Here is a 25632-nt window from a genome sequence, read left to right on the forward strand (position 1 = left end):
GATGACCGTCACTAAAAAGGCCGCTTCCGGAAGGAAGTGGCCTTTTTAGTGACGGTTCGCAAAAACTACAACAGATGCTCGATCTTCTCCCGCTCTTCGATGAGATAAAAATCCAGCGTCTTGCGCAGGGCGTCGTCGATGCCGGTCGTCGGCTCCCAACCGAGGCATTTCCTGGCATTCTCGACGGAGGGGACGCGGGTCAGCATATCCTGGTATCCCTTGCCGTAGAAGGTTCCGGACGACACCTCCACGAGTTTGCAGGCCTCGGCCCGCTCCCGGTAGGCGGGGTACTCCTTTACCAGGGCGATCAGCTTCTCGGCCAGTTCCCTGACGGAGAGGTCGTTCCCCGGGTTGCCGATGTTGAAGATGCCGCCGTTCGCGCAGCCGTTCTCGTTGGCGATGATTTTCATGAGGGCGCCGATGCCGTCTTCCACGAAGGTGAAGGAGCGGCGCTGGTTGCCGCCGTCCACCAGCTGGATCGGTTCCCCCGCCAGAATGTTGTAGAGGAACTGGGTGAGTACCCGGGAACTCCCCTCCTTGGCGGTGCTGATGGAGTCGAGCTTCGGGCCGATCCAGTTGAAGGGACGGAACAGGGTGTACTGCAGCCCTTCGTGGTTGCCGTAGGCGTAGATGACCCGGTCGAGCATCTGCTTGGCACAGGAGTAAATCCACCGCTCTTTGTTGATGGGGCCGAGCATGAGCGGCGAGCTCTCCTCGTCGAACTCCCGGTCGGGGCTCATGCCGTAGACCTCGGAGGTGGAGGGGAAGATGACCCGCTTCTTGTGCTTCACGCACTGGCGGATGATTTTCAGGTTTTCCTCGAAGTCGAGTTCGAAGACCCGGAGCGGGTCCTTCACGTAGGTGACCGGCGTGGCGATGGCCACCAGCGGCAGCACCACGTCGCACTTCTTGATGTGGTACTCGATCCACTCTTTGTTGATGGTGATATCCCCTTCCAGGAAGTGGAAACGGGGATCGCCGAGGGAGCGCTCCAGTTTGTCGCATGCCATGTCCAGACCGTAGACTTCCCAGTCGGTGGTGGTGAGGATGCGGTGGGTGAGGGCGTTGCCGATGAAGCCGTTGACGCCCAGAATGAGTACTTTCATGAAATTCTCCTTTGGTGGTAACTGAACAGCTGAAGCTACTGCCGTCTGGCAATAACCAGTTTTGCTGCAATGATATCATATTTACCCAGCACTGCCTGACTGCACGACGACAGGCGGCTGTGCAGGGAACGGACGAGACCGGATGCCAGGAGGGCGACCAGGAATGACCCGGCTATGTCCAGGGGGTAATGGACTCCACAAAATACCCGTGCAAAACCTCCCGCGAAGGACAAAACAACGAACAGAAGTCCAGCGGTTCTGGTCCGCCGGCAGATTGCCAGCATGAGCGACAGTGCCAGCATGAAGGTCGCGTGGTCGGAAGGGAATGATGTTTCAGCCGCGTGCGCAATGAGCTGGTTCACCGGATGGTCCATGAAAGGGCGGGGATGGAAGTAGAGAAGGCCGATGGCGACGTTCATGGTGAGAGCGAACAGTGCTGCAACACAGGTCATCAGTACTTCTTCCCGGGATTCTTTCCTGAAGAACCACAGATAGCCGAGAAAAGCGATGAAGATGAGTGGCAGGTATTCGGCTAGGGCCACGGCAGCCGTGTCGACGATGACGTTCTTGCCGGCGTAGCCGTTTATGAAGGTGAACAGGGCATGATTCATGGTTGGTTTCTCTTGTCGAGGTGTTTCATTCGCTGCAGAATTTGACTATTCCTCCAGGAAACGCTTTGGCGAACTGGGCAGCGGGAATTTCGCTGTTCCCCTCTTCCTGGAGGGAGCGGATTTCCAGGAGGCCGTCTCCGGTGCCGACGAGAAGGGGGGCCGACGAAACGATGGCTCCCGGCTCGGCGTTTCCGGCCACCGGCCAGGCGCTCCAGACGATGACCTTCTTCCCGTCTTGGAAAGTGAAGGCACCGGGATAAGGGTGGGTGACGCCGCGTACGAGGTTGTAGATCTGTACGGCGCTCTTGGTCCAGTCGATAAGGCCATCGGCCGGTTTCCGCCCGCCGCAGTAGTTTCCCGCCTTGAGGTCCATGGGGATGCGGGGGGCGGTGCCGGCCACGAGCCTGGGCCAGGAGCGGCCAATGACCGTCACTGCCGCGGCGGTAACCTTATTGAAAACGTCGAGGGATGTGTCGGTGAATTCAATCGTCACCTTTTCCCGATCCACGATGTCGCCGGCGTCGGGTTTTTCCACCATGTAGTGGAGGGTCGCGCCGGTTTCCGTTTCGCCGTTGATGACGGCCCAGTTGACCGGTACCCGCCCCCGGTATTTCGGCAGGTACGAGCCGTGGAGGTTGAGGGAACCCCGGCGTGCCAGTTCCAGGACCTGCGGCTTGATCATGTTCCGGTAGTAGAAGGAGAGAAGGAAGTCAGGGTCGATCGCCCTGATCCGCTCCCTGTTCTCCGGCAGGTTGATGTCGGTGGTGAGGTAGGGGATGCCATGCCGGTCCGCCAGCTCCCGCACCGACTCGAACCAGATCTCCTCGGTGGGGGAGTCCTCGTGGGTGAAGATGAGCCGTACATCCGCCCCCTGCCGGAGGAGTTCCGTCAGGCAGCGATAGCCGACATTGTGATAGGCGCAGACGACAACAGAAGACATATAAAACCTTTTCTAACAGGGATATTCAGGATGATCAGGATGAAAGAAATTTGTCGGATTGCCTTCTAAAGGATTTTGACTTTATCCTGTATATCCTGTTCATCCCTGTTAATTCTGCTTTTTGTTTTCTTGCCCGTGCACCCGCCGTACCACATAGCGCGGCCGCTTCCTCACTTCCTGGTAGATCCTCCCCACGTATTCCCCCACCAGGCCGATGCCGAAGATGACGATACCGATGAAGAAGAAGAGGATAGCGAAGAGGGTGAAGACCCCCTCGACTTCAGCTCCCACGAGGAAGCGGCGTACCAGGAGGAAGAGGGCGAAAAGGACTGACGCGACGGAGGTGAAGATGCCGAGCAGGGCGAAGAGCTGGAGGGGGACCACGGAAAAGCCGGTCATGAGGTCGAAGTTGAGCCGGACCAGCTTGTAGAGGGAGTACTTGCTCTCCCCTTCCGCCCGTTCAGCGTGGGCGACCGGCACTTCACCCGGGTTGGAGGCGAAGGTCTGGGCCAGGGCGGGGATGAAGGTCGTGGTCTCCTGGCAGTGGTTGATATTGTTGACGATGTCGCGATGGTAGGCGCGGAGCATGCAACCATAGTCGCTCATGCGCATGCCGGTCATCTTGTTGGTGGTGATGTTGACGATGCGGGAGGCGAATTTGCGGAAGAAGGTGTCCTGCCGCTTCTGGCGCACACTCCCCACCACGTCGTGCCCCTTCTCGATCTCCGCCACCAGCTTGGGGATCTCCTCCGGCGGGTTCTGGAGATCGGCGTCCAGGGTGATGACGATGTCGCCGGCGCTGATCTCGAAGGCGGCGAGGATCGCCATGTGCTGGCCGAAGTTGCCGTTGAACTCGATGACCTTCACTTCCGGGTGGGTTGCGGCCAGCTCCTTGAGAATCTCGATGGAGCGGTCGCGGCTGCCGTCGTCGGTGAAGATGATCTCGAACGGCCGTCCCATCTGCTGCATGACCGGGTAGATCCGGTCGAAGAGGGGGTGGAGGTTCGGTTCCTCGTTGTAGACGGGGATGACGATGGAGATGTACGGTTTGTCGGGCATGGGGTGTCCTGTAGGGGCGCGGTTCACGCGCTAGGGCGGGGAAACCCCGCCCCTACGTTATTTTCTGTTTTTCGCAATCACTGTTTTCACCCCTTCCACCACGTCCCGGGCGTCGTCCATCGACATGAGCGGGAAGAGGGGGAGGGAGAGTATCCGGTCCGACGCGTAATCCGCATTGGGCAGTTCACCGGGGCGGATGCTCAGGGTGTTCCGGTAGTACTCGTGGTGGTGGATCGCCTTGTAGTGGAGGCCTGTGCCGATGTTTTCCTTCTTCAACTCCGCCATGAAGGTGTCCCGGTCGATGGCGAGCTTTTCGATCCTGACCAGCGGCGTGTAGAGATGCCAGGCGTGGCGCTGCTCGTAGGGGGCATAGGTGGGGAGGGCCAGTTCGGCCACGTCGGCGAATTCGCGGTTGTAAAATTCGGCGATATCCCGGCGTCTGTCGATGAAACCGTCCAGCCGGGGGAGCTGGTGGATGCCGATGGCTGCCTGGATGTCCATCATGTTGTACTTGAAGCCGGGGAGGACGATGTCGTAGTTGGGGGTGCCGCTGGCGGCGAACCGCTTCCACGCCTCCCGGCTCATGCCGTGGAACTTGAGAAGGGAGACTTCCTCGGCCAGCGTCTCGTCCGGCGTGCAGACCATCCCCCCTTCGCCCGTGGTGATGTTCTTGTTGGGGTGGAAGGAGAAGATGGATATGGAGTCGAAGGAACCGATCCGTTGCCCCTTGTATTCGGTGCCGGCGGCATGGGCAGCGTCTTCGATGACGGTAATGCCGAACTCTTTCGCCAAGGCGAAGATGGGGTCCATGTCGCAGGACTGGCCGGCGAAGTGAACCGGAATGATGGCGCGGGTCCGCTCCGTGATTTTTTCGCGGATCTTTGCCGCGTCGATGTTGAGGGTCCCCGGTTCGATATCGACCAGCACCGGTTTTGCGCCACAGAGGACGCAGATGCTGACCGTGGAGGCGAAGGTCATGGGGGTGGTGATGATCTCATCCCCCTCCTTGATCTTCAGCGCCAGGAGCGTCAGGTGAAGTCCGGCGGTGGCCGAGCTGAGGGGAACGGCGTAGGGCGCCCCAACGTAAGCCTTGAACTCTTCCTCGAAACGCTTCACCTTGGGGCCGGTGGTGATCCAGCCGGAGCGGAGGGAATCGACAACCTCGTTGATCTCGGCGTCGTCAATGGTGGGGCGGGAAAAGGGGAGAAAATCCGTGCGCACGAAGGGCCTCCGGCAGGTAAAATAACCTGTTATTTATGGCACAAAACTACTGATGGTGCAAACAATTTTCAGGCTGGTGGCTCGTTAGCGGTTGGTAATGAGCACCTTCTTCCTGGTGCGGGCCAATTCCCGGATGGGTGTCTTGACGAGGGCGCGGAACCCCTCCACGTCCGTGTGGCGGAAAAGGAGAAACACCGGCTTCGGGCCGTCCCAGAGCTGGCTGAACTGCTGCGCATCCATGAACCAGGCGGACTGGTCTCCCTGCTTGCAGCCGAATTCCAGCTCTCCCATGCCGCCGACGGTGATGACGCGCCGCCGGGCGTAGAACGGCAGCCCTTGTTCGTGGCCGAAAGAGGCGACCACGGCGTCCGGCCCGGCCTGTTCCCGCACGATCAGGCAAAGGTCCTTAGTGGACCTTGTCGGTGCCACATCGTTCATGATGGTCAGCGGGCCGGCAATTTCCAGCAGGTACGAACAGAAACAGAGGGCGACGAGGAGTGCCGCAAGAGTGCCGCGGCGGGCCATGGCGAAGACTGCCACCCCTTCGACGAGGAAAATCGAGCCGACAACCAGCCCGGAAAGGGGGGTGATATCCCGCGCCTGGGGAACATGGGGATAGATGCAGACGCCAATCCCGAGTATCGTCAGAATGGCGGCCAGCACGTATCCCTGGATACGCATGAGCCGGTCAGGCTCGCCCAGTTGCCGGACAAAAGCCCTCCCCATGAGGATGGCGAGGGGAGGGAAGACGGGAAGTATGTAGGGGACAAGCTTTGAATCGGATTTGGAGAAGAAAACGAAGATGAAGATGGCCCATGTCGCGAGGAAAAGGGCATTGAGCCCCGAGAGGCTGTGGCGCTCCCGCCATATCCCCCTGAGCCCGGAGGGAATGAAGAACGACCAGGGGATCATGGTGCCGAGCAGGACCGGGACGAAGAACCAGGGGGGCTGATAGCGGCCGTGGACCTTGGTGGTGAAGCGCTCGAAGTGCTCGTGGATGAAGAAGAAGCGGGCGAATTCCGGATTTTGCCGGGAGACGAGGATGAACCAGGGGGCGCTCACCAGGAGGAAGAGGAGGGTGCCGGTCACCAGGCGCATCTCCTTGAGAAGCCGCCAGCGTTTTCCCAGGAGCAGGTAGAGGAAGATGATGGCACCGGGGAAGACGATGCCGATGAGCCCCTTGGCAAGAACCGCCAGGGCAGCGAAAATATAGCCAAAGTGGCAGTAAAGCCCCCGGCGGGGCTCGCTGTCGCGGACTGCAATGGCGAAGCAGCCGAGACAGGCGGTCAAGCAGAAGGTGAGGAGCATGTCCGTTATGTTGATCCTGGATTGGATGAGGAAGCCGGTGCAGGTCCCCAGGATCAGGGCTGCGAAGAGACCCTCCCGCCGGCCAAACAGGGTGCGTCCTACGTGGTAGGTTATGAGGACCGTGAGCAGCCCTGCCATGGCACAGGCAAAACGGGCGGCGAACTCGTTCTCGCCAAAAAGGGAGAAGGAGATGGCATTCAGCCAGTAGAGGAGAGGGGGCTTTTCGAAATACTTGACGTGATTGAGTAACGGCGTGATGAAGTCCCCCCGCTCAAGCATCTCCCGGGGTATCTCCGCGTAGCGGGCCTCGTCCGGTTCAAACAGGGGGAGGCGGCCAAGGAACTGCAGAAATGCCACGCCGAAAACGAGAAGGAGTGCCACCAGGTCCCTTCTGGCGGGGCTCTCTTTGGCGGTGAGGAAGTCGGTGATAAATTTCATCGGAAGTGACCTTTACTTGGAATAGAATTTTAACCTGGAAAATATTTACGACAGAGGACGTGGAGGAGACAGGAGAAAGTCGATGGGGCTGTGGCGTTTCTTTGTGTCCTTGTGTTGTTGCGTCATAGAGCTTTGTTGCCTGGCGTGACGTTATGTCAGTTCCTCCACCGGTTTTTCCCGCCGGATGAGGTCGTATTTTTCGGCGGGGAACGGCACACGGAGCGTGATTCGCTGGTTGGGATGGGCAACCTGGAGCGGCGTGCCGTCGGAGCTCCAGAGCTCCGTCAATCGGTGTCTGCCACCGGTCATGCCACGGCCGATGAATTCCAGTTCGTCTCCCGGCTCGATCCGGTTACGGGCCTCGATGCCGAGAGAGCCGTCGCGTTTTACCTCTTCCACGATGCCGACGAAGTCGTGGCTCCTTGTATAGCGGGAACGGTATTCGTGGTCAAGGTCTTTGGGTGGACCGAGGAAGAAGCCGGTGGTATACCCCCGGTGGCTGATCTTGCAGAGTTCGTCGAGCCATTCCGGCCGGCAGCGGTAGTTCTCCGGATCGTCGCAGTAGCGGTCGAGCGCTTCCCGGTAGACCCGGACCACCGCCGCCACGTAGTGTATCCCCTTCATCCGTCCCTCGATCTTCAGGGAATTGATGCCACTTTCCACCAGTTCGGGGATGTACTGGAGGAGGCAGAGGTCCTTGGAGTTGAAGATGAAGGTGCCGGTTTCGTCCTCGATTACCGGGAAATACTGGCCGGGCCGGGTCTCCTCCACCAGGGCGTAACTCCAGCGGCAGGGATGGGCGCATTCACCCTTGTTGGCCGGGCGGCTGCTCATGGCACTGGAGAGGAGACAGCGCCCCGAGTAGGAGATGCACATGGCCCCGTGGACAAAGGCCTCCAGTTCCAGGCCGACGCGCTCCCGGACGTAACGCAGGTCGTCGAGGGACATCTCGCGGGCCAGGTTGATCCGGCTGATTCCCTGTTCCTGCCAGAAAAGGGCGCTCTTCCAGTTGGTGGTATTGGCCTGGGTGGAGAGGTGGATGGGGCGGTCCGGCGCGACCTCCCGCAGCATGGCGACTACTCCGGGGTCGGCGGCGATGCAGGCGTCGAGGGGGATGTCCCGCAGCGACTCCAGGTAGCGGTAAAGTCCGTCGATGTCGGCATTGTCGGGATAGGCATTAACGGTCAGGTAGACCTTGACCCGGTGGTGGTGAGCATAGGCGACGGCGCCAGCCAGTTCATCCAAGGTAAAATTGTCGGCATGGTTTCTCAGGCCGTAGGCTTTCCCCCCCAGGTAGACGGCGTCGGCTCCGTAGTGAATGGCGATCTTTAGCTTTTCCATGTTGCCCGCCGGGGCGAGCAGTTCCGGTTTGGTCATTGTAACTTCCTGGGTTGGGGAGCAAAGTTGGAAAACATGCCGGATAGTAGCACATCGACGACGTCAGATAAACCCGAAAAGGCGCTTTGTTCTTGACAAAAACGGGGAAATGGCATTTATTATGGTCAGTTTTTGATAAGGAGGGGGAATGCGTTCGATCTCGTGGGTTGTCGTGGCTGGTTTGGCGTTTGCGGCTTCCGGATGCAGCGACTATGACGTCATTCTGAAGAAGCAGACGGAGATGGATGCCCGGCTGGAGCAGCTGATCCAGGGGAGTGCTGCTGCCAACAAGCGGGTGGCCGAACTGAGCGGCGAGGTGAAAGAGTTGCAGGCGAGGGACAAGGCCCAGTCTGCCGAACTGGATGAACTGAAGAATACGGTTGCTCCCCAGCTGAAGAACCTCAAGCCGTCCCTGGAAACCCCCTCCCCGAGCGTGACCGAACTGCCTCCCGCTGCCACCCCCAGGATCGAGGTGGTGAATAGCGATGCGGCCCCTCCCGATAGCGATGCCGGCCCCCAGGAAGCCTACATGAAGGCTTTCGGCCTGTTCAGCAGCAACAAGTATGGTGAAGCCATCGAGGCCTTCGAGGCCTTCATTCGGAATCATTCCTCACATGAGTATGCCGGCAATGCCCAGTATTGGATCGGTGAGTGCTATTACACCCAGCGCAACTACCCACTGGCACTGGAGGCGTTCAACAAGGTGGTGAGTAATTATCCGAAAGGTAACAAGGTTCCGGACGCCATGCTCAAGACCGGTTACACCCTCTTCAATATGAACGAACCGGCCAGGGCCAAGGCGGCCCTTAAGGCACTGGTCGACAAATATCCCCGGAGCCCGGCTGCGGTGAAGGCGAAGGAACGACTGGGACATTCTTAGAACTTTCAGATGGAACCAAACTATCCCGTGAGGTGTCTATGAAACTAACTGTGCGAGCACTTCTGTTTTTACTGTTGTTGACGGCCGGTTATACGGTGGCTTGGGCTCAGGACGAAGAGCCGACCATCTATGTGATTCAGAAGGGTGATACCCTGTGGGGGCTCTCCGACAAGTTCCTGAAGGATCCCCACTACTGGCCGCCCCTCTGGGCGAAAAATCCGAGTATCGGCAATCCCCACTTCATCTTCCCTGGCCAGAAACTGAGGATATTTGCAGACCGGATCGAGATAGTTGACGAAAAAGGAGCGGTTCCGCCCGTTCCTGCCCCTTCGCCTGAACCGGAGGGTGTGGTTCCGGAGCGGGTATTCACCGTGACGGGCGGAGAAGGTTTCCTGCTGGAAGGGAACGCCCGGCCGGTAGGTCACATCATCTCCACCTTTCAGAACCGTCAGATTGTCGGCGAGGACGACATCGTCTATGCCGACATTGGCAAGGTCCAAGGGGTAAAGACCGGCGACCGCTTCTCCATATTCAAGGAAATGGAAGCGGTCAGCCATCCGGTAAACCACGTGATCCTGGGACACCGGGTCATCCCCCTCGGTTCGCTGCAGATTTCCGAACTGGAGGAGAAATCTTCCAAGGCGCTCATCACGAAATCGTACCTGGAAATAGGTGCGGGGGCATACCTGATGCCGTACCGGGAGCGGAAGAAGATCGTATCGCTCAAGGCGCCGGCGAAGGACCTGAACGGCTATATCGTCGAAACCCAGACCGGCAACAAGGCTATTGCGACGGGTGACGTTGTCTTTCTGGATATGGGGAAAGGGAACGGGCTTGAGCCTGGCAATATGCTGTATGTGGTGCGTGACGTGGTTCCCGATCAGAAATTTCTCAGCTTGCCGATCGGCAAACTTCCGATAGACGTGGTCGGGGCGGTCGTGGTGGTTGAGACCGGTGAAACCACATCCACGGCGCTGGTAGTCAAGAGCATCGACACCATTTACCGAGGAGATCGGGTTGAAATGAGAAAGTAGGCAGGCGACCGGAAAGGGGGCCCAATTCGCGGATTGGACCCCCTTTTTTTATTTGATTTGAGACAGGTCCATGCATGGAACATTTTTACTGGTTTGCCCTGAAATCGGTTCCCCAGGTGGGAAATGTGACATTCCGTCGCCTGCTGGAACAGTTCGGGACACCGGCCAGAGCCCTTGACGCTTCGGCGGAAGAACTGGCAAGAGTCAAAGGGGTCAGCGTGGCGGCGGCCGCCGCCATCGGGAACCATGATTACCGGCCAGCGGCCGAACGGGAATGTGAACTGCTCATGCGGAGTGGCGCCAGGGTCGTCACGCTGCTGGATGCCGACTACCCCCGATCCCTGCTGGAGATACCCGATCCGCCCCCCTACCTCTATGTCAAGGGTTCACTGACGGGGCTCGAGCCTGCCGTGGCCGTGGTCGGTTCCCGTCGTGCCTCCAGTTACGGGCTGCTTGCCACCCGAAGGCTGGCTGGTGATCTGGCGTCCCACGGTATCACGGTAGTCTCGGGCATGGCGCGTGGCGTTGACACGGCAGCCCACCGGGGAGCCCTGTCCGGTGGAGGGCGAAGCGTCGGCGTACTGGGGTGCGGTGTCGACGTGGTCTATCCGCCGGAAAACCATGAGTTGTTTGCCGCCATGGAGGAGAAAGGCGGGCTCGTTTCCGAGTTCCCCCTGGGGACCCTCCCCCTGGCGGAGAACTTTCCCCGCCGTAACCGGATCATTAGCGGTATCTGCCGCGGGGTCCTGGTGGTGGAGGCGGCAGAGCGGAGCGGCTCCCTCATCACCGCCCAGTATGCACTGGATCAGGGCCGGGAGGTATTCGCCATTCCGGGAAACATCACCTGCAGTTCCAGTCGCGGAACCAACCGCCTCATCAAGCAGGGGGCCAAGCTGGTGGAGACGGTGGAGGATATCCTGGAGGAACTGCCGCAGCGTGGGGAGAACCGGACTTCGCAGGCTGTCGTGCCGGCATTTGAGCTCACCCACCAGGAAGCGGCGATCTATACGATCCTGGCGGCGGCACCGCACCATATCGACGATATCATTGTAAAAAGCGCATTGACAGTGGGGGATGTTTCCGCTATTTTACTGCGCCTGGAATTGAAGGGGGCGGTGCAGCAACTCCCGGGGAAACTTTTTGCGCTTGCATGAAACAACAGAGGATACAACTCCTGTTAGACCATGGAGGACACTGAGGGGCATGGAGAAAAGCCAGAGGAAATGGTTTACTCCGGAAACTCTCCTTTTCCTCTGTGCCACCTGTGGTAGAATTCAACTTAATCAATCAGCGCGGTGAATAAATGTCCCAGCATCTCGTCATAGTCGAATCTCCGGCCAAGGCCAAGACCATCGAAAAGTTCCTTGGCAAGGAGTACCGTGTCCTTGCCTCTTTCGGCCATGTACGGGCACTTCCCAGCAAGCAGGGATCGGTGGATATCGAGCACGACTTTGAGCCGAAATATGCGGTTCTGCCTGAGAGCAAGAAGCACATCGACACGATCAAAAAGGAACTGAAGAACTGCGATTCCCTTCTCCTGGCCACCGACCCCGACCGTGAAGGGGAGGCGATTTCCTGGCATCTGCTGGCGGCGCTCGGCCTCGACGGGAAAAAGTCGATTCCGGTCCGGCGCGTGGTGTTTCACGAAATCACCAAGGACGCCATCGTCGATGCCGTCAACAACCCCCGTGACATTGCACTTGACCTGGTGGACGCCCAGCAGGCGCGGTCGGTTCTCGATTACCTGGTCGGTTTCAACCTCTCTCCCTTCCTCTGGAAGAAAATCCGTTATGGCCTGTCCGCAGGGCGGGTGCAATCGGTGGCGCTCCGTCTCGTCTGTGAGCGGGAGAAGGAGATTCAGGCGTTTCAGAGCCGGGAATACTGGTCCATTGGAGCTCAGCTCGCCAACCACGCCCGGCAGCGCTTTACCGCCAACCTGGTGGAGGCGGAAGGGAAGAAGCTCGGCAAGTTCGATATCCCCGATCAGACGGCCGCCGAGCGTCTCGTGGCCGCACTTGGCAAGGCATCCTACCGGGTGGAGAAGGTCACCAGGAGCGAACGGAAACGTTCACCGTCTCCCCCCTTTACCACCTCCACTCTCCAGCAGGAGGCGGCGCGCAAGCTCGGCTTTTCCGCCAAAAAGACCATGTCCATTGCGCAGAAGCTCTACGAGGGGATCGACGTAGGTGAAGGATCGGTCGGTCTCATCACCTACATGCGTACGGACAGCGTGGTGCTTTCCAACCAGGCGCTTACCGAGGCGAAAGAGGTGATCGGGAACCTGTACGGCAAGGAGTACACCCTTGCCAAGCCCCGCACCTTCAAGAACAAGGCGAAGAATGCCCAGGAAGCCCATGAGGCGATCCGCCCCACTTACATCGTCAAGACCCCCGCTGAACTGAAGAAATTCCTCTCATCCGACCAGTTCAAGCTGTACGAACTCATCTGGAAGCGTACCGTAGCGTGCCAGATGGCTGAGGCCCTGCTGGACCAGACTTCCGTCGATATCGGTGCGGGTGAAGGCTTTGTCTTCCGGGCTGCCGGTACGGTCATTCGCTTTCCCGGCTTCATGAAGCTCTATATCGAAGGGATCGACGACGAGACGGAGGAGAAGGAAGGGACGCTTCCCCCCCTTGCCGAAGGTGAATCCCTGTCGCTCGGGGAGCTCCTTCCGGAGCAACACTTTACCCAGCCCCCTCCCCGATACACCGAGGCGACGCTGGTCAAGACCCTGGAGGAATATGGCATCGGCCGGCCCTCCACCTATGCCAGCATCATGAACACCCTGGTGGAGAGGAAGTACACGAGGCTCGACAAGAAGCGGTTCTTCCCGGAAGATGTGGGGATGGTGGTGAGCGATCTGCTCGTCAACCACTTCACCACCTATGTGGATTACAACTTCACCGCCTCCCTTGAAGAGGAACTGGACCAGGTTTCCCGTGGTGAAAAGCAGTGGAAGCCCCTCCTGCGCGAGTTCTGGGGGCCATTCAGTTCGCTTCTGCACCAGAAGGAGGGGGAGGTCAGCAAGTCTGACCTGACCACCGAGGCTACCGACGAAATCTGTCCCGACTGCGGCCAGCCGCTGGTGGTCAAGCTGGGGAAGAGAGGGAAGTTCATCGCCTGCTCGGGCTACCAGGCCGGTTGCAAGTATACCCGCAACCTGGAGCAGTCGGCCACGGAAACCGCGGAGCCGGTCTTTTCCGAGGAAAAATGCGACAAGTGCGGCAGCCCCATGCTTATCAAGGATGGCCGCTTTGGCAAGTACCTGGCCTGTTCCGGTTACCCCGCCTGCAAGAACATCCAGCCGCTGGTCAAACCGAAAGGAACCGGAATTGTCTGCCCCGACTGCAAGGAAGGGGAGTTGACCGAGAAGAAATCCCGCTACGGAAAGCTCTTCTACTCCTGCAACCGCTACCCGCAATGCAAATTTGCTCTCTGGGACCCCCCTCAGCCGGGACCCTGTCCGAAATGCGGTTTTCCGCTCCTCGTGAAAAAGGTGTACAAGCGGGAAGGGGAATTCCTCAAGTGCCCGAAAGAAGGGTGCGACTACAAGCTGGGGGGCAAAGAGAAATAGCCCGCTGTCGAACGCAAGGCGGGGAGCGATCCCCGCTTTTTTCATGATACAAGGAGTTTTTCATGCCAAGTGAGACGCATGAGCAGTGTGGCCAGTGTCGCTTCGCCTACGCCCGCATCGATATGGAATGCTGGGGTGAAACCAGTGCCCGGCGGGTCATGTGCCCCATCTGCGGCTGGACAAAGTATGAGGAGCATACAAGCCTATCTGCATCGTCCACACTGACCAAGCGGAATGAAAAGCGAGGATACGGTGCCTACCGCCTGATCCCCCCTGGTGGATTTTCCGGGTACAACGCGTTCCATGCGCCGCCGGCGGATGGGGTGGTGAGCCAGATCAGGGAACTGCTCGACAAAGGGTGGAAGGGGTATCTGACTGTTTGGGACGAGGGGAAAGGACGGCCACGGCTTCTGGCCGGCTCACCACTGCAGAAGTTCGACGTTTCCTCTGACGATGGCGAATGACACCATGACGCAACTAACGATCATCGGTGCCGGCTTGGCCGGCTGCGAAGCGGCCTGGCAGGCGGCGCAGCGGGGGGTATCGGTCACCCTCCTCGAGATGAAGCCGGTCAGGTATTCCCCGGCCCATCACCTGGAAGGTCTCGCCGAACTGGTCTGCTCCAATTCCCTGCGGGGTGAGTCGCTTGAAAACGCCGTCGGACTTCTCAAGGAGGAATTGCGTCGACTCGGCTCCCTCTTCATGATGGCGGCCGATGCCACCCGCGTGCTGGCCGGTGGGGCGCTGGCCGTGGATCGTCAGCTGTTTTCCGACTATGTCACCGACAGGATCGAGACCCATCCTCTCATCCGGGTGGTGCGGGGTGAAGTGACGGAGATTCCGCAGGACGGGACGGTCATCGTCGCCTCCGGCCCCCTGACGAGCGATGCCCTGGCCGGGGAGATAGGCCGGCTCACCGGCGACTACCTCTACTTTTACGACGCCATTGCCCCCATTGTGACGGCCGATTCCCTCGACATGGGGAAGGTGTTCCGTGCCTCCCGCTACGGCAAAGGGGATGGGGACGATTACCTTAACTCCCCGCTGGACGAGGGGGAGTACCGGGCTTTCGTGGCTGCACTCAATGACGGGGAAAAGGTGCCGGCCCGGGAGTTCGAGAAAGTGGTCCACTTCGAGGGGTGCATGCCGGTGGAAGAGCTGGCGGCGCGAGGGCTCGATACCCTCCGTTTCGGCCCCATGAAGCCGGTGGGCCTGGTCGACCCGCGTACCGGCACCGAACCCCATGGGGTGGTGCAGCTTCGCCGGGAGGACCTGGCCGGGACCATGTACAACCTGGTCGGCTTCCAGACCAAGCTTACCTGGCCGGAACAGCGTCGCATCTTCCGGATGCTGCCGGGGCTGGAGCATGCCGAGTTCGTTCGCCTCGGCTCCATGCACCGTAATACCTTCATCAACGCACCCGCCCTCCTTCTTCCCACGTTCCAGCTCAAGAGCGATACGCGCATGTTCTTTGCGGGGCAGATCACCGGCGTGGAAGGGTATGTGGAATCGGCGGGGAGCGGGTTTCTGGCTGGTCTGAATGCCGCCCGTCTTGCAGTGGGAGAGGCGTTGACCGTCCCCCCGCCGGCAACGGCCCTGGGGGCACTGGTGCGGCACATCACCAACACCGAGCCCCGCCATTTCCAGCCAATGAATGTGAACTACGGCCTCTTCCCCGACCTTCCCGGACGGGTGAAGAAAAAGGAGAAACGTGCCAGGCTGGCGGAACGGGCACTGGCAGAGCTGGACGGATGGCTGAGATCATGATAGGGGCGAACCTTGTGTTCGCCCGGAATTGACGCGATACCAGAAGCGGGCGATCCAAGGATCGCACCTGCAAGGGGAATGAATGGACAAGGATAAGGAAAAACAGGAAATATCGGTCATCGGCCGGCTCTTTTGCATCGAGGTGCTTCTCCTCCTCATGGGTATTGGATCCCTCGTTTCGGGAGTTGTGACCGGCCAGGCTACCCAGATGTTCTGGGGGGTGATGATCATAGGCGGCTCCATTGCCCTCTATTTCGTCCGGAAGAAGGACTGGAAGAAGCACTGGGAGGAGCAGGAGGCGATGCAGCAGATCTATGAACAGAAAATGAAGGAAAAGAGAGAGCAGGAACATGGCGATAAAAAATAGGATCGTGCTGGCATCGGCCTCCCCCCGGCGGCTTGAACTGCTGGCATCGGCAGGAGTTGAGGTTGACGTTTTCCCGAGCGACATCCCGGAAGAAGAGATGCCGGGTGAGACCCCCGAGGATCACGTTCGGCGGCTGGCGCGGGACAAGGCGTTCTTCACCGCGGGGAGAACAGAAGGGCGCTTCTTCATCGGGGCTGACACGGTGGTCGTCTGCGCCGGCGAGATCATGGGAAAACCGGTGGATCCTGCCGACGCCGAGCGGATGCTGAAAAAGCTCTCCGGCGTCCCCCACGAGGTGATCACCGGCTATGCGATTTTCGACAAGGAACGTGATGATGCCCTCTGCGATGCCGTAACGACCAGGGTGTTTTTCAAACCACTCCGGGACGGGGAGATCGCCGCCTACATCGCGACCGGCTGCCCCTTCGACAAGGCAGGGGCCTATGCCATCCAGGGGGGGGCGGCCCACATGGTGGAGCGGATCGATGGCTCCTACACCAACGTTGTCGGGCTGCCGCTGTGCGAGGTGGTGGAGGCGCTGCGGAGGCTCGGGGCACTGCAGGAGTGAGGCACAATTTCAGAGAATGCAACTTCACCAAAAAGGCGGTCCAATCGGGCCGCCTTTTTTATATTCCTCCACAATTTCTTCACTATCGGGTCAAGATGGTTCAGTTGTGTGACAAGCGTGGTAATTGATTGTTGTCAGAATCACCCCTGAATTTCTGGTGGCCACAGAATTTTGACAATGTAATAGAACAGGGTAGTATGTTAAGTGATTTGAGTATGTTAACTATAGCTCGTCAAAATTTCTGCCGTGAGGGGTCGGACACTACGCCCCTTCATCTAACGAAGGGAGCATTCAATGAAGATAATAACACAGACAGCTTCTACAATTTTAATTGTCATTTCGCTGGCATTTCAATCAATCGCGGGAACAACATCATATTCCGTTATTGACTTGGGTTCAATGGTCACTCCAACGGCGATCAATAACAAAGGACAAGTCGTCGGATACAAAACAACTGATGATGGGCATAAACATGCATTTCTTTACGAGAATCAATTATTGACAGATCTTGGTACCTTCGGTGGAACCGATAGTGAAGCATTGGGCATTAATGAATCGGGTTATATAGTGGGAAACTATAGTAACAATGACTATAAGCAGGCTTTTCAGTTGTACAATGCCCAATTCACAGATTTGTTTATAGCTGCTGGTATGATCGAAGCCACAGGAATAAACGATCACAACGTTATAATAGGAAGCATAGCCAATGTGCCTGATATGGGAGAAAATCATGTGATTTTATACGACAATGGTAGTGTTACAGACTTATCTGCAGAAGGAGAACGTCAAGGAATAGTATATCCTGGGATAAAAGGTAGCCCCAGAGGGATCAATAATCTGGGACAAGCTATTCTTTTCCAGGTCCCGTGCGGCAGTTGGGAATGTGAACATTCTTATCTTTATAGCCAGGGTACGTTTACCAGACTGTTTCCTTTCAATGCAACAGATATCAATGACGTGGGACAAGTAGTCGGATCCGGTATAGTGGCGTGGGTGCATATTGACGGTTTCATATATCAGGAAGGGGAAATGACCCGTATTAACGATTTCGGTGGCAGTTATAATTACCCAACAGCTCTTAACAACTTGGGGCAGGTCATTGGAACGGCACAAAGCCCTTTGGATTTTATCCTCCATCCTTATATATACTATAACGGAATCATGACCGACCTGAATACCTTGCTCCCTGCAAGTTCAGGCTGGAATATCGAAGAGGTCCGTGATATCAATGACAAGGGACAGATCATTGGCTCCGGCCTCCTCAACGGGGAACGGCATGCATTTATTTTTAGCCCACTTGTGCAAACGGTACGGATCGATATCAGACCATCTGATCCAGATAATGAAATCAAACTTCGCACTAATGGTAAACTCACCGTGGCGATCTTCGGTTCTGCGGTATTTGATGCCACTGCTATCAACCCCGAATCGGTAACATTGGCTGGAGCTGATGTGCAAAGAGTGGGTAAAGGGGATAAATATCTATGTGCAATCGAGGATGTCAATGGAGATGGCATAGAGGATTTTATCTGTCACATATACATAGACCAGATTATTGTCGAACCAGGTGCTTCGTCGCAACTCCTTGAACTGGAGGCAGAAACCTTTGCTGGGCAAAAAATACGGGGTGAAGACAGGGTGTATCTGATTTCGAAGCAGATCTAGACCTACTACATGGGAATCCGCAGGTGACAAGGAATTCCTGTCCTGCAAGCTAGTTAACGTTAAAAGCTGCATTTGTTAGCCCGAAAAGTGAAACCGTCTGCTCCGGAGATTTCCATGCCCATCGCCGATAACCTGAAAATCATCCAGGACCGCATCGCCGCTGCTGCCGTCAAGGCCGGACGTGACCCGGCCAGCGTGCGCCTGGTGGCCGTCTCCAAGACCCAGTCGGCGGAAGCTGTTACCGGCGCGGCCCGGGCCGGGCAGCTCCTGTTCGGGGAGAACTACGTCCAGGAGTTCGCCGCCAAGGCGGCCGAGGTGAAGGAGCCGGTGGAGTGGCACTTTATCGGCTCCCTCCAGAGCAACAAGGTGAAATATCTGGCCGGGCTCGTCACCCTCATCCACTCGGTGGACCGGCTCTCCCTCGCTGAAGAGATCGACCGGCAGTGGAGGAGGCTGGGTAGGAGCTGCGACGTGCTGATCCAGGTGAACATCGCCGAAGAGGCGACCAAGAGCGGCACCACGAGCGCCGGACTGCTCGATCTGGTGCGGTCGGTGGCACGGCTTCCCCACCTCCGGGTGCGCGGCCTCATGACCATGCCCCCCTTCTTCGACGACCCGGAGGGGGCGCGCCCCTACTTCCGGGAGCTGCGACGCCTTGCCGGTGAGATCACCGTTATGGGGATTCCCGGCGTGACCATGGCGGAACTCTCCATGGGGATGTCGGGGGACTTCGAGGCGGCCATCGCCGAGGGCGCGACCCTGGTGCGGATCGGCACGGCGGTCTTCGGGGAGCGGCAGTACCGGTAACTGCCCAATTTCTTTCTGCATCCAGCCATTTTTCCATTCCCTTCTGTAACCGTTCTGTTATACACTCATCCCTATTCACACATCCCCTGGAGGTTTATCGTTCAATGATGTCCCGCATTGCTTTCGTCCTGTTTGCCCTGCTCGTCACCCTTACTCCGGCCTTGGCCGCCACTCCCCAACTCAAGCAGCAGAAGCCCGCGCTCACCCAGGAGGTGAGTGTCCCCATTCTCCTCTACCACCGTTTCGGACCGACCGTCGCCGACGGCATGACCATCAAGACTACCGTTTTCGAAGAACACCTGAAATACCTGCGGGACAACGGCTACAAGGTAATTCCGCTCCGTCAGCTGGTGGACTGGTATCTGAAGAAGGGGCCGGCGCCCGCTCCGAAGTCGGTGGTGATCGTCGAGGACGATGCCCACAAGACGGTATACAGCGACATGCTCCCCCTGGCGAAGAAGTACAACGTACCGGTGACGGTGTTCGTCTACCCCTCCGCCATCTCCAATGCCAAGTACGCCATGACCTGGGATCAACTGCGGGAGTTGAAGAAGACCGGGCTGTTCGACATCCAGTCCCACACCTACTGGCATCCCAATTTCAAGAAGGACCGGAAGAAAATGGCGCCCGCCGAGTTCGAGAAATCGGTGGATACGCAGCTCACCAAGTCGAAGGCGCGGCTCGAAAAGGAGCTGGGGGGAAAGGTGGACATGCTTGCCTGGCCGTTCGGTATCTATGACGACCATCTGCTGCAGAAGGCGGCTGCTGCCGGCTACATAACGACCTTCACCATCGAGCGCCACCACGCGGGCGCTTCCGACACCGTCACGAAGCTTCCCCGGTATCTCCTCATCAATGCCGATCAGGGGAAGGCGTTTGCCCAGATACTGGCGGGAACGGCACCCAAGCGGAACATCGTCTACTGAAAAACGGTGAAAGTTGAAAAGTGACGAGAGCGGAAAGAAGCACGCGTGTCCGGACTGCACCTTTTGCCAGTGGTGCAGCGACGACCGGTGCAGCCTCTGCCTGCGGCAGGGGTGTCAGGGGAAGCGGAAGCTCTCGCTCCAGGAGCAGATCGCGCTCTATGACGCGATCAACCGCGGAGATGCTCCGTCTCCCCCCGAGGGGGACGCTCCGAAATGAAGGACAACAAAGCCAGGCTCGCACCTGGCTTTGTCTTTTTCTGAAAATGTGTTAAGGTTGCGACCGGTTGCCCATGTTATGAAGCAGTGATCCGAGGAGGGACGATGACGAAGCGGCAGAAGCTTGGCGAAATTTTTGTCGAGAAGGGGCTGGTTACCCCGACGACGCTGGAGCGTGCGTTGCTCAGGGCTAGACGGCAGAAAAAAAAGGTCGGTTTTGTGCTGGAGGACATCGAGGTCATCACGGGGGAGGAGCTTGCCGATGCGCTGGCCCAGCAGTATGGCTACCGGGTGGTGAGCGATTTTGCCCGGTTCAAGTTTTCTCCCGATGCGCTCCGTCTCCTCTCGGTGGATGTGGCGCTCCCCAATCTCCTCTTTCCGCTCAAGGTGGAGAATGGCCGGCTCGCCATTGCCATGGCCGATCCCACCGACACCCGCATCATTGCCAACATCGCCGCCAACCACAGCCTGAAGATCGTCCCCTACATTGCCACCCGCCGGGATATCATTGCCGCCATCAATCGCCATTACTTGGGAAAGACCAGTGAAATCTCCGGCGAGGAGCGGACCATCCTGGTCGCGGAGGACAACAAGCTCCTCTACACCATGCTGAGCAATATTCTTACGCAGGAAGGGTATCGGGTGGTGGTGGCGATGGACGGGATGGAAGCGTACCAGACGGCGCTGGCCGAGGCACCCCAGGTGATTCTCACCGACAAGGAGATGCCGAAGATGGACGGCTATGCCCTCTTGTCCGCGCTCAAGAATCTGCCGGAAACCCGACTGATCCCGGTGATCCTCCTTACAGGGGTGGCGGACGGCGACGAAGAAGCGCGCGCATTCGAGAAGGGTTTTTTCGATTTCATGGCCAAGCCGGTGCGGGAGGCGACGCTGGTGACGAGGGTGAAGCGGGCATTGCAGTACTATGGCCAGCTATGACGAATCCGTAAAAAGTCCATCTGCTGATTGTCAGCTTGCCTTTAGTGCGAACGCTTACACGCCCGCACCAATAATTGCTCCTCAATTATACGTCGTTGCGGCGTACCTGCCAGTACGCCTCACTCCTCACGGATCGCAAGCCTTGCATCTGGAGCTTTCTCCGAATTCATCCAATCTCCTACTTCCCTCCCGCCAGTTCCTTCGACCGGGCCGTGGCCGCATCCACGGCGTTAATGACCGTCCCGCGGAACCCTTCCTTTTCCAGTACGTGAAGCCCGGCAATGGTTGTCCCGCCGGGGGACGTCACCTTATCCCGGAGCATGGCGGGGTGTTCGTGGGTTTCCAGGAGCAGCCGCGCGGTGCCGTAGACGGTCTGGGCCGCCAGGCTCGTTGCGATGTCGCGGGGGAGACCGTTCTTGACCCCCGCGTCGGAGAGCGCCTCGATGAAGGTGAGGACGAAGGCCGGACCGCTGCCGGACAGGCCGGTGACCGCGTCGATGAGTTTTTCTTCCACGATACAGGCTTTTCCCACGAGCTCGAAGATGCGTCGGGCGGTGGTGAGGTCGTCAGTCGTGGCGTTGGCCCCGCTGCAAAGGGCTGTTGCCCCTTCCAGAACCAGTGAGGGTGTGTTGGGCATCACCCGCACGACCTTGACGCCGGTGGCGAATGCCGCCTCTATGGTGGAGGTTTTCACCCCGGCCATGATGGAGACCAGCAGAGTGGCGGGGCCCACGACACCGGCCAGTCCCGCCAGCACCGGTTCCGCCATCTGAGGCTTGACGGCGAGGAACAGGATGTTGCTGTCGGCAGCCACCCCCCGGTTATCGCCGCTGACGTTCACACCGTAACGGTCATGCAGGAACGTGCGCCGTTCCGCCACCGGCTCTGCCACTGCCAGGTCACCGGCCGGCATTCCCCCCGCCAGGAGCCCCTTTATCAGGGCCTCAGCCATGTTCCCCCCGCCGATGAAGCCGATCTTTTTGTCTTTCAGCATATTCTCTCCTTGCCGGGGCCTATGGCCCGGAATCAGTTCGTTCATTTCGGTGCAGCTGTATGAATGAGTAATAAATCCCTCTTCAAATGTCAATAAATTTGGCGGTGCCGAAGGGAAATAATGGCACTATTTCACCTTTTCCCCGGGGACACCGGAACCGGTTTTGTTGCCGTCGGGTAAAATTTTCCGGAGGGCTCAAAAAATGATTGACACGGTGTGGGGCATGTACTATAAAGCTTTGCTCGTGTGCTTGGGTTTAAACATAAAGTTTAGCATTTCTAAACCCGGCACATGACAGAAAGTTTACCAATGCTAAACCCGCTGATTGACAATAAGTTTAGAAATACTAAACTTTGCGGGAGCGATGCGTTTACCTGTGCTGAACGTGGAGGACTGTTTGAAGATCGGTGAACGGTTGAAGCGGCTGAGGATGATCAATTCCCTGACCCAGGAGGAGCTGGCGAGTCGCGCCGACCTGACGAAGGGGTTCATTTCCCAGCTGGAAAACGACGCCACATCTCCGTCCATTGCAACGCTGAAGGACATCGTCGATGTGTTCGGGGTGAGCATGCAGGAGTTTTTCAGCGATACCGACGACGACGAGAACGTGGTGTTCGGCAAGGACGCCCGGGTGCAGGCCACTGACGACGACGAGAAAATAAAGGTCGAACTCCTGGTCCCCGGCGCCCAGAATCGGGAGATGGATCCGGTGCTCGTGACCCTGGAGCCGGGTGAGGAGATGGACGAGCAGCAGTTTCACGAGGGGGAGGAGTTTGGTTTCGTCCTCCTGGGGAAAATCCAGCTCCGTCTGGACGATCGGCTCCACACCATCAAGAAGGACGAGTGTTTCTATTTCACGTCGGATAAGAAGCATTCGGTGAAGAATATCGGGAAGACGGCGGCGAAGATATTGTGGGTGGTAACACCACCCACCTTTTACTATTGAGGGATGCGATCTTCCGACCATATCCCCGCCGTCTCCGGATGCTCGTTGTGCGGCGTATCTCCAGTACGCCTCCGCCGGCATTCCTGCGGGTGCGAGGATCTGGCCGAAATCTCGCATCCCTTAGGCAGTGAAGACTTTTAAAACCTGCGTGGCGTCAGATTTGCGATGATGACGGCGACGGAGAGGAGGAAGGCCCGCAGGCGTAGCAGCGCTACGTCGAGGAGCAATCCGACGAGCCGGCGTCGTCAGGGCGCAAATGTGGCGGCACTCTTTGGAGGAAATGATGAGCAAAGTTCTGATAATAGGTGCCGGTGGAGTTGGACAAGTGGTCACCCACAAGTGCGCCCAGCGTAGGGACATCTTCAGCGAGATCACCCTGGCGTCCCGGACGAAATCCAAGTGCGACGCCATCGCGGCCCAGATTCCGACGCCGGTCAAGACGGCCCAGGTGGATGCGGACAATGTTCCCGAACTGGCGGCCCTGATTCGGCAGGAGCAACCGAAACTGGTCATCAACGTGGCGCTCCCCTACCAGGACCTGACCATCATGGACGCCTGTCTGGAAACCGGTGTGGATTACCTCGACACCGCCAACTACGAACCGCTCGATACCGCCAAGTTTGAGTACTCCTGGCAGTGGGCCTACCAGGACAGGTTCAGGGATGCGGGGCTGATGGCGCTCCTCGGCTCCGGCTTCGATCCGGGGGTGACCAACGTCTACACCGCCCTGGCGGCGAAAAAGTATCTCGATGTGGTGGAAGAGCTCGACATCATCGACGCCAACGCCGGGAGCCACGGCCAGCCCTTCGCCACCAACTTCAACCCGGAGATCAACATCCGGGAGGTGACCGCCACCTGCCGCCACTGGGAGAACGGCCAGTTCGTCGAGAGTGCACCACTCTCCACCAAGCACGTTTTCGACTTCCCCGAGGGTATCGGTCCCATGAACATCTACCGTCTCTACCACGAGGAGATGGAGTCGCTGGTCAGGCATATACCGACCATCAAGAAGGCCCAGTTCTGGATGACCTTCTCGGATAACTATTTGAAGCACCTGGAGGTATTGCAGAACGTGGGGATGACCCGCATCGACGAGGTGGAGTTCCAGGGGCAGAAGATCGTCCCGATCCAGTTCCTCAAAGCGCTCCTTCCCGATCCGGGATCGCTCGGGCCGCTTACCAAAGGGAAGACCTGCATCGGCGTCATTGCCCGCGGTACCAAGAACGGCAAGCGCAAGCAGGTCTACATCTACAACATCTGCGACCATGAGGCGTGCTACCGGGAGGTCCAGTCCCAGGCCATCAGTTACACCACCGGCGTGCCTGCGGTGGTGGGGGCCATCATGATGCTGACCGGCAAGTGGCACAAGCCGGGGGTCTGGAATATGGAGCAGTTCGATCCGGAGATGTTTCTTGAAGTGCTTGGCCCCATGGGGCTGCCGACGGTTGTGGTCGACGGCGGGGAGTGGCCTACGCTGTAGGAACGCCATATTTGCGCACTGACGACGCCGGCTCGTCGGCCCGCTCCTCGACGTAGCGCTGCTACGCCTGCGGGCGGCCCTCCTCTCCGACGCCGTCATCATCGCAAATCTAACGTTCCTTTTATAACCAGCCAGAACCAGAATTGGATGTGCCGCAAGAGCAACAATACGGGACTAACAGTCGGAACGAAGGTTGATAAATTCCCTCTGCGTTCCTCCGTGTCCTCTGTGGTGAAAAAAGGTTCTAACATTGACCGGTATCGACATTCCGAAAATTCTCCAACTCGCTCCGTCCCCCGCCTACGTGGTGGACCTGGGGCGGTTGCGCCATAACCTGGCCATACTGGACCAAGTGCAGCGGCGGAGCGGGGCGAAGATCCTCATGGCGCTGAAGGCGTTCGCCATGTGGTCGGTCTTTCCCCTCATCCGGGAGACGCTGCACGGCGTCTGCGCCAGTTCGCCGTGGGAGGCACGGCTCGGGCGGGAGGAGTTCGGACGGGAGGTCCATTCGTTCGCCGCCGCCTTCAAGGAGAGCGATGTCGTCGAGCTGTTGCAGGTGTCCAACCACCTGGTCTTCAACTCATTCAACCAGCTGGAGCGGTTTCGCCCCCTGTGGGAGAAGGAGGCGGGGCGGGTCTCCGTCGGCCTGCGGGTGAACCCGGAGCACTCCGAGGGGCACACCCCTCTTTATGATCCCTGCGCCCCCACGTCGCGCCTCGGCATTCCGCTGCGGGAGTTCGAGGGGCGGTCCCTGGGCGGCGTCGAAGGACTGCATTTCCATACCCTCTGCGAACAGCTGTTCGAGCCGCTGGAGCGGACCGCCCAGGTCTTCGAGGAGAAGTTCGGCCGGTTCCTGCACGGCATGAAGTGGTTGAACCTCGGGGGGGGCCACCACATCACCCGCGAGGGGTACGACATCGACGCCCTGGTGGAGCTCATCGCCTACTTCAAGGGGAAGTACAACGTGGAGGTCTACCTGGAGCCGGGGGAGGCGATCGCCATCGGCACCGGCATCCTCGTCGGCGAAGTGCTGGACGTGGTGCACAACGAGATGGACATCGCCATTCTCGACGTCTCGGCCACCTGCCATATGCCCGACGTGCTGGAGATGCCCTACCGTCCCGGCATCACGGGTGGCTTCGATCCGGGGGTGAAAGCGCACACCTACCGACTGGGGGGGCCGTCCTGCCTGGCGGGTGACGTCATCGGCGACTGGTCCTTCGAACGGCCCCTCACGGCGGGTGACCGGCTCGCCTTTGAGGACATGTCCCACTACACCATGGTGAAGACCACCACCTTCAACGGCATCCAGCATCCGGCCATCTGTACCTATGAGCCGGAGACCGGGGAGTTGAAGGTAGTTCGAACGTTTTGCTACGAGGATTTCCGGAACAAGTTGTCGTAATTGG

The 25632-nt window shown here is 58.6% G+C and carries 24 protein-coding genes; 16 read left to right on the plus strand and 8 right to left on the minus strand.

Features of this window, described 5'->3' with window-relative positions; all coding sequences use genetic code 11:
- Window positions 1-65 precede the first annotated feature (65 nt).
- The 7 genes from LDN04_RS07750 to LDN04_RS07780 form a co-directional block, all read right to left on the minus strand.
- The gene (locus LDN04_RS07750; RefSeq protein ID WP_223908626.1) at window positions 66-1106 is read right to left on the minus strand and encodes a bifunctional UDP-4-keto-pentose/UDP-xylose synthase; all 1041 of its coding nucleotides are present in this window, start codon (window positions 1104-1106) and stop codon (window positions 66-68) included.
- Between the two features lie 35 nt (window positions 1107-1141).
- On the minus strand, window positions 1142-1717 hold the full coding sequence (locus tag LDN04_RS07755) for an undecaprenyl-diphosphatase (protein ID WP_223908627.1): 576 nt from the start codon (window positions 1715-1717) through the stop codon (window positions 1142-1144).
- Between the two features lie 25 nt (window positions 1718-1742).
- Window positions 1743-2657: a formyltransferase gene (locus LDN04_RS07760; RefSeq protein ID WP_223908628.1), complete on the minus strand. Its 915-nt coding sequence runs from the start codon at window positions 2655-2657 to the stop codon at window positions 1743-1745.
- Window positions 2658-2765: 108 nt separating this feature from the next.
- Window positions 2766-3716: a glycosyltransferase gene (locus LDN04_RS07765; protein ID WP_223908629.1), complete on the minus strand. Its 951-nt coding sequence runs from the start codon at window positions 3714-3716 to the stop codon at window positions 2766-2768.
- 57 nt (window positions 3717-3773) lie between these two features.
- The gene (locus tag LDN04_RS07770; RefSeq protein ID WP_223908630.1) at window positions 3774-4937 is read right to left on the minus strand and encodes a DegT/DnrJ/EryC1/StrS aminotransferase family protein; all 1164 of its coding nucleotides are present in this window, start codon (window positions 4935-4937) and stop codon (window positions 3774-3776) included.
- An 84-nt stretch (window positions 4938-5021) separates the two neighbouring features.
- Entirely contained in the window at window positions 5022-6683 is a 1662-nt protein-coding gene (locus LDN04_RS07775; RefSeq protein ID WP_223908631.1) for a glycosyltransferase family 39 protein, read from the minus strand.
- 150 nt (window positions 6684-6833) lie between these two features.
- A complete protein-coding gene (locus tag LDN04_RS07780; protein ID WP_223908632.1) occupies window positions 6834-8060 on the minus strand; it encodes a U32 family peptidase in 1227 nt (408 codons plus the stop codon).
- 148 nt (window positions 8061-8208) lie between these two features.
- Here LDN04_RS07780 and ybgF point away from each other — a divergent pair, with 148 nt between their 5' ends.
- The 13 genes from ybgF (at window position 8209) to LDN04_RS07845 (ending at window position 20803) form a co-directional block, all read left to right on the plus strand.
- Window positions 8209-8940: a tol-pal system protein YbgF gene (gene ybgF / locus LDN04_RS07785; RefSeq protein ID WP_223908633.1), complete on the plus strand. Its 732-nt coding sequence runs from the start codon at window positions 8209-8211 to the stop codon at window positions 8938-8940.
- A gap of 38 nt (window positions 8941-8978) precedes the next feature.
- A complete protein-coding gene (locus LDN04_RS07790) occupies window positions 8979-9974 on the plus strand; it encodes a LysM peptidoglycan-binding domain-containing protein (protein WP_223908634.1) in 996 nt (331 codons plus the stop codon).
- Between the two features lie 74 nt (window positions 9975-10048).
- The gene (gene dprA, locus LDN04_RS07795; protein ID WP_223908635.1) at window positions 10049-11128 is read left to right on the plus strand and encodes a DNA-processing protein DprA; all 1080 of its coding nucleotides are present in this window, start codon (window positions 10049-10051) and stop codon (window positions 11126-11128) included.
- Window positions 11129-11277: 149 nt separating this feature from the next.
- Complete coding sequence (topA, locus tag LDN04_RS07800) at window positions 11278-13548, plus strand: type I DNA topoisomerase (RefSeq protein ID WP_223908637.1); 2271 nt, start codon at window positions 11278-11280, stop codon at window positions 13546-13548.
- Between the two features lie 62 nt (window positions 13549-13610).
- Window positions 13611-14012 (plus strand): hypothetical protein, encoded by a 402-nt coding sequence (locus LDN04_RS07805; RefSeq protein ID WP_223908639.1) that lies wholly within the window; start codon window positions 13611-13613, stop codon window positions 14010-14012.
- A gap of 4 nt (window positions 14013-14016) precedes the next feature.
- Window positions 14017-15315, plus strand: a complete 1299-nt coding sequence (trmFO, locus tag LDN04_RS07810) for a methylenetetrahydrofolate--tRNA-(uracil(54)-C(5))-methyltransferase (FADH(2)-oxidizing) TrmFO (RefSeq protein ID WP_223908642.1) — start codon at window positions 14017-14019, stop codon at window positions 15313-15315.
- 82 nt (window positions 15316-15397) lie between these two features.
- The gene (locus LDN04_RS07815; RefSeq protein ID WP_223908644.1) at window positions 15398-15682 is read left to right on the plus strand and encodes a hypothetical protein; all 285 of its coding nucleotides are present in this window, start codon (window positions 15398-15400) and stop codon (window positions 15680-15682) included.
- The gene (locus tag LDN04_RS07820; RefSeq protein ID WP_223908645.1) at window positions 15666-16250 is read left to right on the plus strand and encodes a Maf family nucleotide pyrophosphatase; all 585 of its coding nucleotides are present in this window, start codon (window positions 15666-15668) and stop codon (window positions 16248-16250) included. The genes LDN04_RS07815 and LDN04_RS07820 overlap by 17 nt, the downstream gene beginning before the upstream one ends.
- A 294-nt stretch (window positions 16251-16544) precedes the next feature.
- Entirely contained in the window at window positions 16545-17915 is a 1371-nt protein-coding gene (locus LDN04_RS07825; RefSeq protein WP_223908646.1) for a hypothetical protein, read from the plus strand.
- Between the two features lie 114 nt (window positions 17916-18029).
- Window positions 18030-18722, plus strand: a complete 693-nt coding sequence (locus LDN04_RS07830; RefSeq protein ID WP_223908647.1) for a YggS family pyridoxal phosphate-dependent enzyme — start codon at window positions 18030-18032, stop codon at window positions 18720-18722.
- Window positions 18723-18826: 104 nt separating this feature from the next.
- Window positions 18827-19648, plus strand: a complete 822-nt coding sequence (locus LDN04_RS07835) for a polysaccharide deacetylase family protein (RefSeq protein WP_223908649.1) — start codon at window positions 18827-18829, stop codon at window positions 19646-19648.
- A 13-nt stretch (window positions 19649-19661) separates the two neighbouring features.
- Window positions 19662-19865 (plus strand): hypothetical protein, encoded by a 204-nt coding sequence (locus LDN04_RS07840; RefSeq protein ID WP_223908652.1) that lies wholly within the window; start codon window positions 19662-19664, stop codon window positions 19863-19865.
- Window positions 19866-19969: 104 nt separating this feature from the next.
- Window positions 19970-20803 (plus strand): response regulator, encoded by an 834-nt coding sequence (locus LDN04_RS07845; RefSeq protein WP_223908655.1) that lies wholly within the window; start codon window positions 19970-19972, stop codon window positions 20801-20803.
- A 178-nt stretch (window positions 20804-20981) separates the two neighbouring features.
- Here the strand turns inward: LDN04_RS07845 and proC are convergent, their stop codons facing one another.
- Window positions 20982-21797, minus strand: a complete 816-nt coding sequence (proC, locus tag LDN04_RS07850; RefSeq protein WP_223908657.1) for a pyrroline-5-carboxylate reductase — start codon at window positions 21795-21797, stop codon at window positions 20982-20984.
- A gap of 397 nt (window positions 21798-22194) precedes the next feature.
- Here proC and LDN04_RS07855 point away from each other — a divergent pair, with 397 nt between their 5' ends.
- The 3 genes from LDN04_RS07855 (at window position 22195) to nspC (ending at window position 25628) form a co-directional block, all read left to right on the plus strand.
- Entirely contained in the window at window positions 22195-22743 is a 549-nt protein-coding gene (locus LDN04_RS07855) for a helix-turn-helix domain-containing protein (RefSeq protein ID WP_223908661.1), read from the plus strand.
- Window positions 22744-23026: 283 nt separating this feature from the next.
- Window positions 23027-24223, plus strand: a complete 1197-nt coding sequence (locus LDN04_RS07860) for a saccharopine dehydrogenase family protein (RefSeq protein WP_223908664.1) — start codon at window positions 23027-23029, stop codon at window positions 24221-24223.
- A gap of 250 nt (window positions 24224-24473) precedes the next feature.
- The gene (gene nspC, locus LDN04_RS07865; protein ID WP_223908666.1) at window positions 24474-25628 is read left to right on the plus strand and encodes a carboxynorspermidine decarboxylase; all 1155 of its coding nucleotides are present in this window, start codon (window positions 24474-24476) and stop codon (window positions 25626-25628) included.
- The last annotated feature ends 4 nt before the right edge of the window (window positions 25629-25632 follow it).

Origin of the sequence: Geobacter sp. AOG1 (assembly GCF_019972315.1) — a bacterium.
Classification (GTDB): domain Bacteria; phylum Desulfobacterota; class Desulfuromonadia; order Geobacterales; family Geobacteraceae; genus Geomobilimonas.

Excerpts from the sequence above, each read along its gene's own strand:
- LDN04_RS07750 (WP_223908626.1), bottom strand. The coding sequence starts at position 1,106 with ATGAAAGTACTCATTCTGGGCGTCAACGGCTTCATCGGCAACGCCCTC.
- LDN04_RS07755 (WP_223908627.1), bottom strand. The coding sequence starts at position 1,717 with ATGAATCATGCCCTGTTCACCTTCATAAACGGCTACGCCGGCAAGAAC.
- LDN04_RS07760 (WP_223908628.1), bottom strand. The coding sequence starts at position 2,657 with ATGTCTTCTGTTGTCGTCTGCGCCTATCACAATGTCGGCTATCGCTGC.
- LDN04_RS07765 (WP_223908629.1), bottom strand. The coding sequence starts at position 3,716 with ATGCCCGACAAACCGTACATCTCCATCGTCATCCCCGTCTACAACGAG.
- LDN04_RS07775 (WP_223908631.1), bottom strand. The coding sequence starts at position 6,683 with ATGAAATTTATCACCGACTTCCTCACCGCCAAAGAGAGCCCCGCCAGA.
- LDN04_RS07780 (WP_223908632.1), bottom strand. The coding sequence starts at position 8,060 with ATGACCAAACCGGAACTGCTCGCCCCGGCGGGCAACATGGAAAAGCTA.
- ybgF (WP_223908633.1), top strand. The coding sequence starts at position 8,209 with ATGCGTTCGATCTCGTGGGTTGTCGTGGCTGGTTTGGCGTTTGCGGCT.
- LDN04_RS07790 (WP_223908634.1), top strand. The coding sequence starts at position 8,979 with ATGAAACTAACTGTGCGAGCACTTCTGTTTTTACTGTTGTTGACGGCC.
- dprA (WP_223908635.1), top strand. The coding sequence starts at position 10,049 with ATGGAACATTTTTACTGGTTTGCCCTGAAATCGGTTCCCCAGGTGGGA.
- topA (WP_223908637.1), top strand. The coding sequence starts at position 11,278 with ATGTCCCAGCATCTCGTCATAGTCGAATCTCCGGCCAAGGCCAAGACC.
- LDN04_RS07805 (WP_223908639.1), top strand. The coding sequence starts at position 13,611 with ATGCCAAGTGAGACGCATGAGCAGTGTGGCCAGTGTCGCTTCGCCTAC.
- trmFO (WP_223908642.1), top strand. The coding sequence starts at position 14,017 with ATGACGCAACTAACGATCATCGGTGCCGGCTTGGCCGGCTGCGAAGCG.
- LDN04_RS07815 (WP_223908644.1), top strand. The coding sequence starts at position 15,398 with ATGGACAAGGATAAGGAAAAACAGGAAATATCGGTCATCGGCCGGCTC.
- LDN04_RS07820 (WP_223908645.1), top strand. The coding sequence starts at position 15,666 with ATGGCGATAAAAAATAGGATCGTGCTGGCATCGGCCTCCCCCCGGCGG.
- LDN04_RS07825 (WP_223908646.1), top strand. The coding sequence starts at position 16,545 with ATGAAGATAATAACACAGACAGCTTCTACAATTTTAATTGTCATTTCG.
- LDN04_RS07830 (WP_223908647.1), top strand. The coding sequence starts at position 18,030 with ATGCCCATCGCCGATAACCTGAAAATCATCCAGGACCGCATCGCCGCT.
- LDN04_RS07835 (WP_223908649.1), top strand. The coding sequence starts at position 18,827 with ATGATGTCCCGCATTGCTTTCGTCCTGTTTGCCCTGCTCGTCACCCTT.
- LDN04_RS07845 (WP_223908655.1), top strand. The coding sequence starts at position 19,970 with ATGACGAAGCGGCAGAAGCTTGGCGAAATTTTTGTCGAGAAGGGGCTG.
- proC (WP_223908657.1), bottom strand. The coding sequence starts at position 21,797 with ATGCTGAAAGACAAAAAGATCGGCTTCATCGGCGGGGGGAACATGGCT.
- LDN04_RS07860 (WP_223908664.1), top strand. The coding sequence starts at position 23,027 with ATGAGCAAAGTTCTGATAATAGGTGCCGGTGGAGTTGGACAAGTGGTC.